This is a genomic window from Actinomadura sp. 3N508 (genome assembly GCF_044326375.1).
Lineage (GTDB): Bacteria > Actinomycetota > Actinomycetes > Streptosporangiales > Streptosporangiaceae > Spirillospora.
The window spans coordinates 135747-150371 of record NZ_JBIRAX010000008.1; the positions used below are offsets into that span (position 1 = coordinate 135747).

Here is a 14625-nt window from a genome sequence, read left to right on the forward strand (position 1 = left end):
TTACGTCCGGCGGCGTTATCCCGCCACCTTTCTCTGGAACGGTACACCGCCCGATGTTCCATATTTCGGACGGACCCCCGGATCTGGACCGAGGTAATTTCAGTCCCCTATAACGGTTTGGCACGGGGGCATTTGCGCCGGTAACGGGATGGACCACCCGGTCAACATGAACCGAACGTGACGGCGCGGCGACGCTCGCGGGCTTGTGTGCGTTGGACCCATCCACTACCCATAGGCACCGTGGTTCTCCGGCTCCCCCGTTGCCGGGCACCCCCGCCCGGTGCGGAGAACCGCTGGAAGGGTGATGCTCGTGGACCCGCAGAAACTCAAAGACAATTTCGCCCTGGTGGCCGTGAACGGCGGCGAGGTCGCCGAATATTTCTACGCCGACCTTTTCGCGCGGGAACCGCAGCTCAGGTCCATGTTCCCGGCCGGGATGACCCGGCAGCACGAGGTGCTGCTCGGCGCCCTGTCGCAGATCGTCGCGACCGTGGACGACGAGGACGAGCTCGTCCCGTTCCTGCGCGACCTCGGCCGCCGGCACCACACCTTCGGCGTCCTCGACGAGCACTACACGCCCGTCGGCGCCAGCCTCATCGCCACCCTCGCCTACTTCACCGGGCCCGGCTGGACCGAGGACCTCGAACGCGACTGGAGGGCCGCCTACGGCCTCGTCGCCAGGGTCATGTCGGAGGCCGCCGCGGAGCTCGTCTCCTGATCCAGTGGACGCACAGCGCCTGAAAGACAACTTCGCGCTCGTCGCCGAGCAGGGCGACGCCGTCGCGCTCTTCTTCTACTCCGACCTCTTCGTGCGCAACCCGCACCTCCGGGACATGTTCCCGATCGGGATGAGCCACCAGCGCGACAAGCTGCTGCGCGCCCTCGGGCACATCGTCGCCCAGGTCGACGACGCGGCCGACCTCGTCCCGTTCCTGCAGCAGCTGGGCCGCGACCACCGCAGGTTCGGGATCGTCGCCGAGCACTACCCGCACGTCGGCGCCAGCCTCATCGCGACGCTCCGGCACTTCTCCGGCGAGGCATGGTCCGAGGACATCGAGAGCGACTGGACCGCCGCCTACACCCTCGTCGGCAAGGTCATGCTGGAAGCCGCCGACGAGGACGCCCTAACCCGGCCAGCCTGGTGGAACGGCCAGGTCATCGCCGTCGAACGGCGCCGGTTCGACATCTGCGTGCTGCGCGTCCAGCCGGACGAGCCGCTGCCGTACGAGCCCGGCCAGTCCGTCGCCCTGGAGGTGCCGTCCCGGCTGCGGCAGTGGCGGTACTACTCGATGGCGAACGCGCCGCGCCCCGACCACTCCATCGACTTCCACGTCCGGCTGATCGACGGGGGCCCGGTCAGCCCCGTCCTGGTCCGCGGCACCGAGACCGGCGACCGCGTCCGGATGGGCGCCCCCGTCGGCACGCTCACGCTGGACGAGTCGTCCGGCCGGGACATCCTGCTCGTCGCGGGCAGCACCGGGCTCGCCCCGCTCAAGGCGATCCTGGAGCAGATCGCCGGCCGTCCCGAGCCGCCGCGCGTCCACCTGTTCTTCGGCGCCCGCACCCGCGACGGCCTGTACGACCTGGAGCACCTGACCAAGCTCGCCGACGAGTTCCCCTGGCTCACCGTCATCCCCGCCGTGTCGGACGAACCCGGCGGGCACGGCTTCCCGTCCGTGCTCCAGTCGTCCCCGCATGCGGGACCGCAGTCCTGGTTCGAGACGGCACCCGCGCCCGGACCGTCGTCGCCGGGGGACGGCGACGTCGAGCACGGGAACCTGTCCGACGTCGTGGCCAGGCGCGGCCCCTGGGACGACCACGACGCATACGTGTGCGGGCCCGCCGCGATGGTCGGGCACACCGTCGAGCAGCTCGCGCTGCTCGGCGTCCCGCGGGACCGCATCCGGCTGGAAACCTTCGCAGACGCACAGAGGTGAGCCCGTTGAACCCACCGAACCTTCCCGTCGCCAACGAGGGCACGCGGCTGACCCCGGGCGAGCTCCGGTCGGTGGAGTTCGCCCGGGCCGCGCTCGGCCGCCGCGGCTACGACGAGGAGGAGGTCCGCGCGTTCCTGGCGTACGTCGAGCACGAACTCGTCCAGGTCTTCACGAACATGGCCAGGCTCGGCGACGAGGTCAACCGGCTCCGCGCCCAGGCCGCGGCCGACGGCACGAACGGCACCGTGCTGGCGCCCGAGGACGCGCACTTCCAGGCCGTCCGGATCCTGTCGCAGGCCCAGCAGACCGCCGACCTGTACGTCGCGGACGCCGAGCGCTACACTCGCGAGCTCGCCCACGAGGCCCGGCTGCACCGCGAGGCGATCCTGTCCGACGCCAAGGGTCGCGCCGAGCAGATGCTGGAACACGCCCACCGCAAGGCCGCCGCCGTCGCCGACGCGGCCGTCCGGACCGCCGAACAGCACGCACGCGCCTCCGCCCGCCCGCGCGGCGGCGCCCTTCCCGACGACGAGCGCCGCGCCATGGAGCGAGAGATCGCCTACCTGCGCACCTACAGCGACGTCTACCGCACCCACCTGCGCTCCTACCTGGAGGCACTCCTCCGCAACGTCGACGAATGGGAAAACTCCGAACGCGCCTCACTCCCGCAGTGAGCACCTCTGGCGGCGCCTCTTAAGGGCGTCGTTCCGGGCCGGGGGTTCCAGGGGGCCGTCAGCGCGGGTGGGCGGCTTCTGGAAAACTGGGGGGCGCTATGGAATATCTGATCGTCATTGCCGCGCTGGTGGTCGTCGCGTTGATCATCGGCGGTGTCATGTTGGTGCGTCCGCGCCGGGGACGGGAGCGGCCGGCCGCCGAGCGTCCGGCCGAGCGGGCCGGCGGCGCCACCGCCGTCGACGAGGCGGACGCGGGCGCGCCCACCTTGGAGAAGGCCCCGCCGACGGAGGTTCCGCCGCCACGGCCAACGGTCGAGATCGAGAAGCCGCCGCCGGGTGCGGGACGGCTGGTGCGGCTGCGGGCGCGGCTGGCCCGCTCGCAGGGCGCCTTCGGCAAGACCCTCCTGGGGCTGTTGTCGCGCGAGACGCTGGACGACGACGCCTGGGAGGAGATCGAGGACACTCTGATCACCGCCGATCTGGGTGCCGCCGTGGCCCGCCAGGTCACCGATGACCTGCGGACGCGGGTCCAGGTGCTCGGGACGCGCAGCCCGGGGGAGGTTCGCGGGCTGCTCAAGGACGAGCTGGTCAAGCAGATCGGCCCGGATCTGGACCGCTCGCTGCACACCGACACGCCCGGGGAGCGTCCCGCCGTGCTGATGGTCGTCGGCGTCAACGGCACCGGCAAGACCACCACGTGCGGGAAGCTCGGCCGCGTCCTCGTCGGCGACGGCAAGACCGTGCTCGTCGGCGCCGCCGACACCTTCCGCGCCGCCGCCGCCGACCAGCTGGAGACGTGGGCGAACCGGGTCGGGGCGCAGGTCGTCCGCAAGGACGAGGGCGCCGACCCCGCCAGCGTCGCGTTCGACGCCGTCAAGCAGGGCATCGACACCAAGGTCGACGTGGTGATCATCGACACCGCGGGCCGGCTGCACACCAAGACCGGGCTGATGGACGAGCTCGGCAAGATCAAGCGTGTGGTGGAGAAGCAGGCCACCGTCGATGAGGTGCTGCTCGTCCTCGACGCGACGACCGGGCAGAACGGCATGCAGCAGGCGCGCGTGTTCGCCGAGGTCGTCAACATCACCGGTGTGGTGCTGACCAAGCTGGACGGGACGGCCAAGGGCGGCATCGTCGTCCAGGTGCAGCGGGAGCTCGGCGTCCCGGTCAAGCTCGTCGGCCTCGGCGAGGGGCCCGACGATCTCGCCCCCTTCGAGCCCGAGGCCTTTGTCGACGCCATCCTGGGAGACTGAAAAGCGGGCCAATATTGCAGAAATGCGGTTTGTGAGGATTTGGAAACACCGGTGAAACACGCCGGGACCGGGTTTCACACCGCGGAAACGTAGGGCGCCACCAGCCGAAACCGCCGCGCCCGAGTCTCTGAGCAGTCACGTTCCCCTGGCGAGGAGGGACTCCCTCAGAGATGAAGATCGATAGCGGTGGCACCGCCTGGATGCTGACGAGCACGGCGCTCGTCCTGCTGATGACTCCTGGACTTGCCTTCTTCTACGGCGGCATGACCCGGGCGAAAAGCGTCCTCAACATGATGATGATGAGCTTCGTCAGCATCGCCGTCGTGGGCATGGCGTGGGTCGTCTACGGCTACTCGCTCACCTTCGGCGACGGCGGCGGGCTCAGCTCGTTCATCGGCGGGTTCGGCGACTGGGGCCTCGTCGGCCTGGAGAACGCCGCCACGGCCGACGACGGCACCGGCATCCCGCAGCTGGTGTTCGTGGCCTTCCAGGCGACGTTCGCCATCATCACCGTCGCGCTGATCAGCGGCGCCGTCGCGGACCGTGCCAAGTTCGGCGCCTGGGTCGTGTTCACCCTCGTGTGGGTCACACTGGTGTACTTCCCGATCGCGCACTGGGTCTGGTGGTCGGACGGCGAGAAGGCCGGCTGGCTCTACGACCTCGGCGCCCTCGACTTCGCGGGCGGCACGGTCGTCCACATCAACGCGGGCGTCGCGGCACTCGCGCTCGTCCTCGTGCTCGGCAGGCGCAGAGGCTGGCCGAAGGAGCCGATGCGCCCGCACAACCTGCCGTTCGTCCTGCTCGGCGCCGGGCTGCTGTGGTTCGGCTGGTTCGGGTTCAACGCCGGGTCCGCGCTCGGCGCCGGCGCCACCGCCGCCGTCGCGTTCATCAACACGCTCGCCGCGACCTGCGCCGCCGCGTTCGCGTGGATCGTCGTGGAGAAGCTGCGGGACGGGTCGTCCACCACGCTCGGCATCGCGTCCGGCATCGTCGCCGGGCTGGTCGCCGTCACCCCGGCCTGCGCGTTCGTCACCCCGCTCGGCGCCATCGCTCTCGGCCTCGCCGCCGGTGCGGTCTGCGCGTTCGCGGTCGGCCTGAAGTACAGGCTCGGGTTCGACGACTCGCTGGACGTCGTCGGCGTCCACATGGTCGGCGGCATCGTCGGCGCCCTCCTCATCGGCGTCCTGGCCACCACGGCGGTCAACGACGCCGGTGCCGACGGGCTGCTCGCGGGCGGCGGGTTCGCGCTCCTCGGCAAGCAGGCGGTCGCCGTCCTCGCGACGCTCGCCTACTCCTTCGTCGTCACCTACGTGATCGCCAAGGTCATCGACCTGGTCATGGGCTTCCGGATCAGCGAGGACGACGAGGCCGCCGGCATCGACAGCACGGCGCACGCCGAGACGGCGTACGACTTCGGCACCATCCGGGCGGGCACCGGCTCCGGCGCGACCGCCGCGCTCTCCGCGCACTCCGTCGGCACGAAGGTGGAAGCGAAGAAATGAAGCTCATCACCGCGGTCATCAAGCCGTTCAAACTGGACGACGTCAAGAAGGCCCTGGAAGCCTTCGGCGTGCGCGGCCTGACGGTCAGCGAGGCCAGCGGCTACGGCCGCCAGAAAGGCCACACCGAGGTCTACCGCGGCGCCGAGTACCAGGTCGACCTGGTGCCCAAGCTGCGCGTCGAGGTCCTCGTGGACGCGGTGGACGCCGACGACATCATCGACGTCATCGTCAACGCGGCCCGCACCGACAAGATCGGCGACGGGAAGGTCTGGGCCGTCCCGGTCGACACCGTCGTCCGCGTCCGCACCGGCGAGACCGGCCCCGAGGCCCTCTGACCGGCGCGGCGGGAGGACCGATGCGCTCAGCACGCAGCAGGGCCGACGGCCTCGCGCCTGCCCGGGCCGCCTTCGCGGCGGCCCGGGCCGAGCGAGCCGCCGAGCTGGACCGATGGCTGGGATCCCTGCTGACCTCCGGTTCCGGGGAGGTCGCCCTCATCGCGGTCGGCAGCCACGCACGACGCGAGCTGACACCCGGCGGCGACCTCGACCTCGTCCTCCTGCACCGCGGCCGCTCCGGCATCGCCGAGGTTGCCGACCGCGTCTGGTACCCGGTCTGGGACTCCGGGCTGCGGCTCGACCACTCCGTCCGCACCGTCGACGAGGCCCGGACGGTGGCGCGCGGCGACCTGAAGGCGGCCCTCGGGCTCCTCTCGGCGCGCTGGATCGCAGGCGACCGCACCCTCGCCGACGACCTGCGCGCCGCCGTCCTCACCGACTGGCGCGCGGACGCCCCCGGCCGGCTGGCCGCGCTGTCGCAGCTGTGCCGCGAACGGTGGGAGGCCCAAGGTGAGCTGGCCTTCCTTCTGGAACCCGACCTCAAAGAGGCACGCGGCGGGCTGCGCGACGTGCACATCCTGCACGCCGTCGTCGCGTCCTGGGTGGCGCCCGGCCCCGACGGCCGCGTCCGGGCGGCCCATGATCTGCTGCTGGACGTCCGGCATGCGTTGCACGAGGTCACGGGCCGCGCCAGCGACCGCCTCGTCCTGCAGGAACAGGAAGCCGTCGCCCGTGCCCTCGGCCTGGCGGACGCGAACGTCCTGCAACGCTCGATCTCGGAGGCCGCCCGCACGATCACCTACGCGACCTCGCACGCGTGGCGCCGCGCCAAGTCCAGCGGCGCCGCACGACGAGGCCACATCGAGCGGCGCCCCGTAGGGAACGGTGCGGTCGAGCATGACGGCGAGGTCGTCCTCGCCCGGAACGCGGACCTGAACGACCCGGCGCTCGTCCTCCGCGTAGCCGCTGCCGCCGCCCACACCGGCATCCCACTCGCTCCCGCAACCGTCGACCGGCTCGCCGACAGCGCCGCCCTCCTACCGACACCCTGGCCCGCCACCGCCCGCGACGCCCTCGTCTCCCTGCTCGGCGCAGGCCCCGCCGCCATCGGCGTCTGGGAGGCCCTCGACCAGGCCGGGCTGATCGTCCGGCTGCTGCCCGAGTGGGAACGCGTCCGCAACCGTTCGCAGCGCAACCCCGTCCACCGCTTCACCGTGGACCGCCACCTGGTCGAAACCGCCGCCGGAGCCGCCGCCCTGACCCGCGACGTGGCCCGCCCCGACCTGCTCCTCCTGGGCGCCCTCCTGCACGACATCGGCAAGGGCCGCCCCGGCGACCACTCCACCACCGGCGCCGCCCTGACCCACGACATCGGCACCCGCCTCGGCCTCCCCGCAGACGACGTCCGCGTGCTGGAAACGCTCGTCCGCCACCACCTGCTCCTGCCCGAGACCGCCACCCGCCGCGACATCGACGACCCGATGACCGTCCAGACGGTCACCACCGCCGTCTCGGCCGTGCCCGGCCGCGAACGCGAGATCCTCGACCTCCTCGCCGCCCTCGCGATCGCCGACGGCAACGCCACCGGCCCCGCCGCCTGGGGCCCCTGGAAGGCCGCCCTGGTCGCCGACCTGACCCGCCGAGCCGCCGCCGCACTGTCCGGCGGCTCCCGCCCCGTTCCCGCCCTGCCCCCCGAACACGTCGCCCTGGCCCGCCACGACGGCGCCGCCGTCCGCGTAACCGGCTCCCGAATCACGATCGCCGCCCCCGACCGCCCCGGCCTCCTCTGGCGAGCAGCAGGCGTCCTGGCCCTACACCGCCTGGCCGTGAAAACAGCCCGCACCACCTCATCACCCACCCCCCGAGCCCCCTTGCCCCAAAGCACCACAGCAGCCCAGCCCAACACGCTGGCCCCGCACCCAAGCCCCACACCCTCGTCCAGGCCCCTGAACGCCCCCACCGAATTCCTTCACTCCTCGCCCACCAAAGCGACCACGCCCACCGCCGCCCTCGCGCCCGCAAGCAGCGACGTGTCCGCAGAGAGCGAAGCCCCTGCTGGCGCGACCCCGTCCGAACTCATGGACGCCGCGGCTTCACCGCCCGACTCCACCGAGAGGACGCGCAATCCGTCCGGTGAGCGAGCCGCGTCCGCGTCTGCGGTCGGCTCGGCGGGGGAGTCGCACGTGACCGCCGTGCTCGACTTCACCGCTGTGCCCGAGTACGGGACGCCGCCGGACCCGGCCGCCTTGGAAGCCGACCTTCGGCGGATGCTCGCCGACCGGCTCGATGTCGCGGATCGGCTCGAAAGGCGGGCACGGTCCATGCGCGTCCGGCCGGGGGTGGCGGTGGCCCCGCCGCGGGTGATGATCGTGGACGACGCGTCCCGCACGGCCACCGTCGTCGAGGTTCGGGCCCACGATCGGCCGGGGCTGCTCTGGCGAATCGGACAGGCACTGGGCGCATGCGGCCTGCAAGTTCGCGCCGCCCAGGTCGACACATTGGGCGCCGAGGCAGTGGACGTCTTCTACGTGGTGGACGCAGAGGGACACCCCTTGGACGATCCCGCAGCCCTCGCAACCGTCCGCTCCCAAGTCCTGGCGGCCCTCCGCTGACCTTCCCCACCCTCCGGCCGGAGCCCGCCACCGCGCAGCCGCGCTCCCTCCGCCTGGGACCCACCTCCTCAGGAACGTCCACTCCGGACCGTGTCACGGCGGGCCGAGCCGCGTGCCCAAGCCGCATCGACTGACGAGATCACCGCTCCATCCGCTTCGACGTCGCTGCACCAAGGCGAGCCAGACGCCGGCGCGCAGGCTGCGGCCACCATGAGACACGCTCAGCGCTGTAGCCTCCCTGCGCAGCGCGGCCTACGGGTACGCACAGCCGGGGCGTTGTACTGCGCCAGGTCAGTGACCACCGATCGTGGAGTCGGTGTGCCGCCGTCCTGCCACAGGCGGGCACGGGGACGTGGCCCGGATCCGAACGGACGAGGGGCGGCCGCTGAGAACGGCCCCGGCGAGAGGGGCAGGACTCGGCCGGTGACCCGATACGCTGATAGGCGATCCCAGAAGCTTTAAGGACGGTCCAGACACGTGTTCGAGACGCTCTCCGACCGGCTGACGACGGTCTTCTCGTCGCTGCGCAGCAAGGGCCGGCTCTCCGAGGCCGACATCAACGCCACCGCCCGCGAGATCCGGATCGCGCTGCTCGAGGCCGACGTCGCGCTGCCCGTGGTCAAGGACTTCATCACCCAGGTCAAGGAGCGGGCGCGGGGCTCGGAGGTCTCGCAGGCGCTGAACCCGGCCCAGCAGGTCGTCAAGATCGTCAACGAGGAGCTCATCAACATCCTCGGCGGCGAGACGCGCCGGATCAGGCTGGCCAAGAACCCGCCGACCGTGATCATGCTCGCGGGTCTGCAGGGCGCCGGCAAGACCACGCTCGCGGGCAAGCTGGCCCGGTGGCTGAAGCAGGAAGGCCACGCGCCGATGCTCGTGGCCGCCGACCTGCAGCGTCCCAACGCCGTCCAGCAGCTGCAGGTCGTCGGCGAGCGGGCCGGGGTGCCGGTGTTCGCGCCGGAGCCGGGCAGCGGCGTCGGCGACCCGGTGGAGGTGTCGCGCCGCTCCATCGACCAGGCCAGGCACGCCCAGCACGACGTGGTCGTCATCGACACCGCGGGCCGTCTCGGCGTCGACGCCGAGATGATGCAGCAGGCCATCGACATCCGCGACGCCGTGAAGCCCGACGACGTGCTGTTCGTCGTCGACGCGATGGTCGGCCAGGACGCGGTCAACACCGCGCAGGCGTTCATGGAAGGCGTCGGCTTCGACGGCGTCGTCCTCACCAAGCTCGACGGCGACGCCCGGGGCGGTGCGGCGCTGTCGGTCCGGCATGTCACCGGACGTCCGATCATGTTCGCCTCGACGGGCGAGAAGCTCGAGGACTTCAGCGTCTTCCACCCGGACCGCATGGCGGGCCGCATCCTCGACATGGGCGACATCCTCACCCTGATCGAGCAGGCCGAGCAGGCGTTCGACGCCGAGCAGGCCGAGAAGATGTCCAGCAAGTTCGCCTCGGGCGAGGACTTCACCCTCGAGGACTTCCTCGAGCAGATGATGATGATCCGCAAGCTCGGCCCGATCGGCAACCTGCTCGGCATGATGCCCGGCATGGGGCAGGTCCGCGACCAGGTCAACCAGATCGACGACAAGGACCTGGACCGGATCGCCGCGATCATCCGCTCGATGACCCCGCAGGAACGCGCCCAGCCTAAGATCATCAACGGTTCCCGGCGGGCCCGCATCGCGAACGGCTCCGGCGTCGGCGTCGGCGAGGTCAACAGCCTCGTCACCCGCTTCTTCGACGCGCAGAAGATGATGCGCCAGATGGCCGGCGGGATGGGCCTGCCCGGCATGCCAGGCGGACGCAGGAAGGCCAAGGCCGCGAAGGCGTCCAAGAACAAGAAGGGCAAGCAGCGCAGCGGCGACCCGCGCAAGCGCGCGGGCAAGGGCGGCCAGGACCAGCAGCCCGCGGCCGACGGCGGGACGCCCCAGGGCCTTCCCCCCGGCCTCGGCGGCGGCCCTGGCAGCGCCCCCGGCCTTCCGCCCGGCCTCGGCGGCCAGCTTCCCCCCGGCTTCCAAATGCCAGACCTGGACAAACTCCAGAGCCGCAAGAAGAAGTAGCCACTCGCCCACGCCCAGCCCGGGCCCCGCAACGGCGGGAAACGGCCGTCGCCGCATCGCTGCGGGTCATCGACTCAACCGTTCGCGTCGGCACCGGGGCCTGCTGGGCGGCCGCGCCTGAGGGACGCGAGGGACGGGCAACACGACTTCGCGCGATTGCGCGTTTGCATGGATCGTCTGGCAGAATGACAGGCTGGAAACCCCGGAGTCGCCAGGCGCCCTCTCTCGTCCTGGGCGACCGGAGTCCTCGGGCGGCTGTGAGCCGGTGTTCCCCACCTGGCACGGGCCGTCCACCCTGTAATGAAGTCTGGAGTACACCACACCCGTGGCAGTCAAGATCAAGCTCAAGCGTCTGGGGAAGATCCGGAACCCGCAGTACCGGATCGTCGTCGCCGACGCCCGCACCAAGCGTGACGGGCGTGCTATCGAGGAGATCGGGCTCTACCAGCCCAAGCAGGAGCCGTCGCTCATCAAGATCGACTCGGAGCGGGCGCAGTACTGGCTCGGCGTCGGCGCGCAGCCGACCGAGCCCGTCCTCAACCTGCTGAAGATCACCGGCGACTGGCAGAAGTTCAAGGGCGAGCCGGGCGCCGAGGGCACCCTCAAGGTCGCCGAGCCGAAGCCCGACAAGAAGGCCGCGTTCGAGGCCGCCGTCAAGGAGTCGCTGGGCGACGAGGAGTCCGCCGGCGCCGCGACGCAGACCCGGAGCAAGAAGAAGGCCGAGCCGAAGAAGTCCGAGGCGAAGGCCACCGAGACGACCGAAGCTAAGAGCGAGGGCTGACGTGCTCGAAGAAGCGCTCGAGCACCTGGTCCGCGGGATCGTGGAGAACCCGGACGACGTCCGGGTCCGCGCCCGCCGGATCAGGGGCGGCCGGGTCCTCGAGGTGCGCGTGCACCCCGAGGACCTCGGGAAGGTCATCGGCCGCAGCGGACGCACCGCCAAGGCCCTCCGCACGGTGATCAGCGCCCTCTCCGGGGGCCGCTACGTGCGTGTTGACCTCCTCGACGTCAACGAGGTCCGCTGAGTGGTGTCCCGATGAGCGAACCGCTCGTGGTGGGACGGATCGGACGGCCGCACGGGGTTCGCGGTGAGGTCACCATCGACGTCCGCACGGACGAGCCGGACACCCGGTTCGCCGCGGGCACGGAGATCGTCACCGACCCCGCGGCCACCGGCCCCCTCACCGTCGAGCGCGTTCGCTGGCATTCGGGACGCCTGCTCGTGCGCTTCGCCGGAATCGGCGACCGCAACGCCGCCGAAGAACTCCGCGGCACCTGGCTTGTCATCGACTCCGGTGAGATCCACCCGTCCGCAGACCCGGACGATTTTCACGACCGGGAGCTCATCGGGCTCGCCGTCGTCACCGCGGAAGGCGCCGACGTCGGCCGGGTCGCCGACGTCCTGCACCACGGTCAGGACCTCCTGGTCGTGGACGGCCCCGGTGGGGAGACGCTGGTCCCCTTCGTGACAGCGCTCGTCCCCGAGGTGGACGTTCCCGGGGGGCGGCTCGTCATCGACCCGCCCCCCGGCCTGCTCGGCGAATCATGAGAATCGACATCGTCTCGATCTTCCCGGAGTACTTCGCCGCCCTGGACATCTCCCTTCTCGGCAAGGCCCGGCGAACCGGTCTCCTGGACGTCCACGTCCACGACCTGCGCGGCTGGGCCCACGACCGGCACCGAACCGTCGACGACACCCCGTACGGCGGCGGCCCCGGCATGGTCATGAAGCCGGAACCCTGGGGCGAAGCCCTGGACGCCATCGTCCCCCCCACACCTCCCGCCCCACGCCCCGCGAGCTCGTCGTCTCCTGACGGCCCGTTCCCTTCCGCGGACCAGTCGCCTCATGCTGGCCCCTCGTCAGTGAGCGATCCCCACGCCGGTGCCGGAGCAGACCAGCCGGCCCCCTCTGGGGCGGTTCCGCGGCTGATCATCCCCACGCCGAGCGGGCGGCCGTTCACGCAGGCGGACGCGGCGCGGTACGCGTCCGAACCATGGCTTCTCTTCGCCTGCGGACGCTACGAAGGCATCGACTCGCGCGTCGTCGAAGAGGCCCGCACGCGGATGCCCGTGGACGAGGTCAGCCTCGGCGACTTCGTGCTCGCCGGCGGAGAGGTCGCCGTCCTGGTTATGATCGAGGCGATCGGACGTCTCCTGCCCGGCGTTCTCGGCAACGCCGACTCGGTCGCCGACGACTCGTTCGCGCCCGGCGCCATGGAGTCGCTCCTGGAGGGCCCCGTCTACACCAAGCCGCCCGTCTGGCGGGAACGGTCCGTCCCTGACGTCCTCCTGTCGGGTCACCACGGAGCGATCGCCCGCTGGCGGCGCGACGAGGCGATCCGCCGCACCGCCCGCCACCGTCCCGACCTGCTCGCTCGCCTCGCCCCGGAGGACCTCGACGATCGGGACCGCGCCGTCCTCCGGGAGGCCGGTTTTCCGGTTGACGCCGAAGGTATGGCAGACTAGAGCGTCCGTGCGTTCTGACCGCATGGCACCCCAAGACCACTTCCCGCGGCGCGACGCCCCCACGAAAGATCCACCGGGGCCTCTCGACGCCCGCGTTCGACCATGAGGAACCGCTGCGATGCACACCCTGATCCAGGAGATCGAGAAGGCCGCGATGCGCGCCGACGTCCCGGACTTCCGCCCGGGCGACACGCTGAAGGTGCATGTGCGTGTCACCGAGGGCAACCGGAGCCGTATCCAGGTCTTCCAGGGCGTGGTGATCCGGCGCCAGGGCGGCGGCGCCCGTGAGACCTTCACCGTCCGCAAGGTCAGCTACAGCGTCGGTGTCGAGCGGACGTTCCCGCTCAACAGTCCCTCCATCGACAAGATCGAGGTCGTCACCCGCGGCGATGTCCGCCGCGCCAAGCTCTACTACCTGCGCAACCTGCGCGGCAAGGCCGCGCGCATCAAGGAGAAGCGCGACCACTGAGCCCGCCCCACCCGCCACCGAGCCTGCGACGCACTCGATCGCCGCGGACGGACAGGGCCGAACTGAGCCAATGAATGACAACGCCCCGGGAACCCGAAACGGTGACCGGGGCGTTGCCAGTTTCGGATGGAAATGGCCGATCCGATCCCTGGCGACACGCCCACGGGCGGCGTCCGCGTGGCCCTGCGCCGCTAGGCTTTCGCTCTGATGACTGATGAGGACGATCGGAGAGACGTGCGATCCGAGGCCGAGGGCGCGGTGCCCGAAGAGCAGGAGCCCTTTGACTCGGTCGAAGAGGCGCTCGACGACTCCGAGGACGACGCCAAGCGCAAAAAGAAGAAACAGGGCTCGTTCTGGAAAGAGCTCCCGATCCTCATCGTGGTCGCCGTCGTGCTCGCCCTCGTCATCAAGGCGTTCGCGGTCCAGGCCTTCTACATCCCGTCCGGGTCCATGGAGAACACCCTCCAGGTCGGCGACCGCGTCCTCGTGAACAAGATCGTCTACCACACCCGCGACATCGCCCGCGGTGACGTCATCGTCTTCAACGGCCTCGACTCCTGGGACCCGGAGATCCAGGTCGAGGAACCCGGCAACCCGGTCTCCCGCGCGCTGCGCGCCGTCGGCACCGCCTTCGGTGTCGCTCCCAACGAGAAGGACTACATCAAGCGCGTCATCGGCATCCCCGGCGACCACGTCAAATGCTGCGACGCCAAGGGCCGCGTCACGGTCAACGGCGTCCCGTTGGACGAGGACTCCTACCTCTTCACCAACCCGCAGACGCACGAGCGGAACAAGCCGTCCAACGAGCCCTTCGACGTCACCGTGAAGCCCGGCCAGCTGTGGGTGATGGGCGACCATCGCGAACTCTCCTACGACTCCCGCGCGCACCGCGGCGACCCCGGCGGCGGCACCATCCCGATCAACCGCGTCATCGGCCGCGCCTTCGTCATCGTCTGGCCGCTGGACCGCATGAGCACCCTCCCGATTCCGGACACCTTCAAACAGAAATCCCTGTCCGCCGCGCTGCCTGCCACCCCCTACGCCCTAGGCGTCATCGGCACCCTCCCTCTCGCGTACCTCCTGAGACGCCGCCGGCTCAAAGCCGCCTGACACTTCCCACGTCGCACAGCGACAATGGCCGCCGTGGCACGTCCCGACGCGCCGTCACCCGCCGCCGAGTTCGTAACTCGACGTGGCCGAAGATGATCTCGCATCGAGCAGGCCGAACTAATCGGATGCGGCCCGCACGGCGTTCCGCAAAGGCTCAGACAGGGCCGCCATTATCGGACGGACCTTCACCCGTTCCAGGACCT

The 14625-nt window shown here is 70.8% G+C and carries 14 protein-coding genes; all 14 read left to right on the plus strand.

Features of this window, described 5'->3' with window-relative positions:
• Positions 1-310: 310 nt before the first annotated feature.
• The 14 genes from ACH34S_RS27100 (at position 311) to lepB (ending at position 14422) form a co-directional block, all read left to right on the plus strand.
• Entirely contained in the window at positions 311-718 is a 408-nt protein-coding gene (locus ACH34S_RS27100) for a globin domain-containing protein (RefSeq protein WP_395955621.1), read from the plus strand.
• Between the two features lie 4 nt (positions 719-722).
• A complete protein-coding gene (locus ACH34S_RS27105) occupies positions 723-1937 on the plus strand; it encodes a globin domain-containing protein (RefSeq protein WP_395955622.1) in 1215 nt (404 codons plus the stop codon).
• A gap of 5 nt (positions 1938-1942) precedes the next feature.
• Entirely contained in the window at positions 1943-2611 is a 669-nt protein-coding gene (locus ACH34S_RS27110; RefSeq protein WP_395955623.1) for a DivIVA domain-containing protein, read from the plus strand.
• 98 nt (positions 2612-2709) lie between these two features.
• Complete coding sequence (ftsY, locus tag ACH34S_RS27115; RefSeq protein WP_395955624.1) at positions 2710-3864, plus strand: signal recognition particle-docking protein FtsY; 1155 nt, start codon at positions 2710-2712, stop codon at positions 3862-3864.
• A gap of 170 nt (positions 3865-4034) precedes the next feature.
• Entirely contained in the window at positions 4035-5366 is a 1332-nt protein-coding gene (locus tag ACH34S_RS27120; protein WP_395955625.1) for an ammonium transporter, read from the plus strand.
• Positions 5363-5701 carry a P-II family nitrogen regulator gene (locus ACH34S_RS27125; protein WP_395955626.1) on the plus strand — a complete coding sequence of 113 codons (339 nt, stop codon included), beginning with the start codon at positions 5363-5365 and terminating at the stop codon, positions 5699-5701. The genes ACH34S_RS27120 and ACH34S_RS27125 overlap by 4 nt, the downstream gene beginning before the upstream one ends.
• Positions 5702-5721: 20 nt before the next feature.
• Positions 5722-8313, plus strand: a complete 2592-nt coding sequence (locus tag ACH34S_RS27130) for a [protein-PII] uridylyltransferase (RefSeq protein WP_395955627.1) — start codon at positions 5722-5724, stop codon at positions 8311-8313.
• A gap of 477 nt (positions 8314-8790) precedes the next feature.
• On the plus strand, positions 8791-10377 hold the full coding sequence (gene ffh, locus ACH34S_RS27135; protein WP_395955628.1) for a signal recognition particle protein: 1587 nt from the start codon (positions 8791-8793) through the stop codon (positions 10375-10377).
• 325 nt (positions 10378-10702) lie between these two features.
• Entirely contained in the window at positions 10703-11158 is a 456-nt protein-coding gene (gene rpsP, locus ACH34S_RS27140) for a 30S ribosomal protein S16 (protein ID WP_395955629.1), read from the plus strand.
• A gap of 1 nt (position 11159) precedes the next feature.
• Positions 11160-11402, plus strand: coding sequence for an RNA-binding protein (locus ACH34S_RS27145; protein ID WP_021598307.1), 243 nt, complete (start codon positions 11160-11162; stop codon positions 11400-11402).
• 11 nt (positions 11403-11413) lie between these two features.
• Positions 11414-11926 carry a ribosome maturation factor RimM gene (gene rimM, locus ACH34S_RS27150; RefSeq protein ID WP_395955630.1) on the plus strand — a complete coding sequence of 171 codons (513 nt, stop codon included), beginning with the start codon at positions 11414-11416 and terminating at the stop codon, positions 11924-11926.
• Positions 11923-12843, plus strand: coding sequence for a tRNA (guanosine(37)-N1)-methyltransferase TrmD (gene trmD, locus ACH34S_RS27155; RefSeq protein ID WP_395955631.1), 921 nt, complete (start codon positions 11923-11925; stop codon positions 12841-12843). The genes rimM and trmD overlap by 4 nt, the downstream gene beginning before the upstream one ends.
• A gap of 118 nt (positions 12844-12961) precedes the next feature.
• Complete coding sequence (gene rplS / locus ACH34S_RS27160; protein ID WP_173396656.1) at positions 12962-13312, plus strand: 50S ribosomal protein L19; 351 nt, start codon at positions 12962-12964, stop codon at positions 13310-13312.
• Positions 13313-13546: 234 nt separating this feature from the next.
• A complete protein-coding gene (gene lepB / locus ACH34S_RS27165; protein ID WP_395955632.1) occupies positions 13547-14422 on the plus strand; it encodes a signal peptidase I in 876 nt (291 codons plus the stop codon).
• The last annotated feature ends 203 nt before the right edge of the window (positions 14423-14625 follow it).

Bases quoted from the DNA above. Each gene is read 5' to 3' on its own strand.
- ftsY (WP_395955624.1), top strand. From the start codon at position 2,710: ATGGAATATCTGATCGTCATTGCCGCGCTGGTGGTCGTCGCGTTGATC.
- ACH34S_RS27120 (WP_395955625.1), top strand. From the start codon at position 4,035: ATGAAGATCGATAGCGGTGGCACCGCCTGGATGCTGACGAGCACGGCG.
- ACH34S_RS27125 (WP_395955626.1), top strand. From the start codon at position 5,363: ATGAAGCTCATCACCGCGGTCATCAAGCCGTTCAAACTGGACGACGTC.
- ACH34S_RS27130 (WP_395955627.1), top strand. From the start codon at position 5,722: ATGCGCTCAGCACGCAGCAGGGCCGACGGCCTCGCGCCTGCCCGGGCC.
- rimM (WP_395955630.1), top strand. From the start codon at position 11,414: ATGAGCGAACCGCTCGTGGTGGGACGGATCGGACGGCCGCACGGGGTT.
- trmD (WP_395955631.1), top strand. From the start codon at position 11,923: ATGAGAATCGACATCGTCTCGATCTTCCCGGAGTACTTCGCCGCCCTG.
- rplS (WP_173396656.1), top strand. From the start codon at position 12,962: ATGCACACCCTGATCCAGGAGATCGAGAAGGCCGCGATGCGCGCCGAC.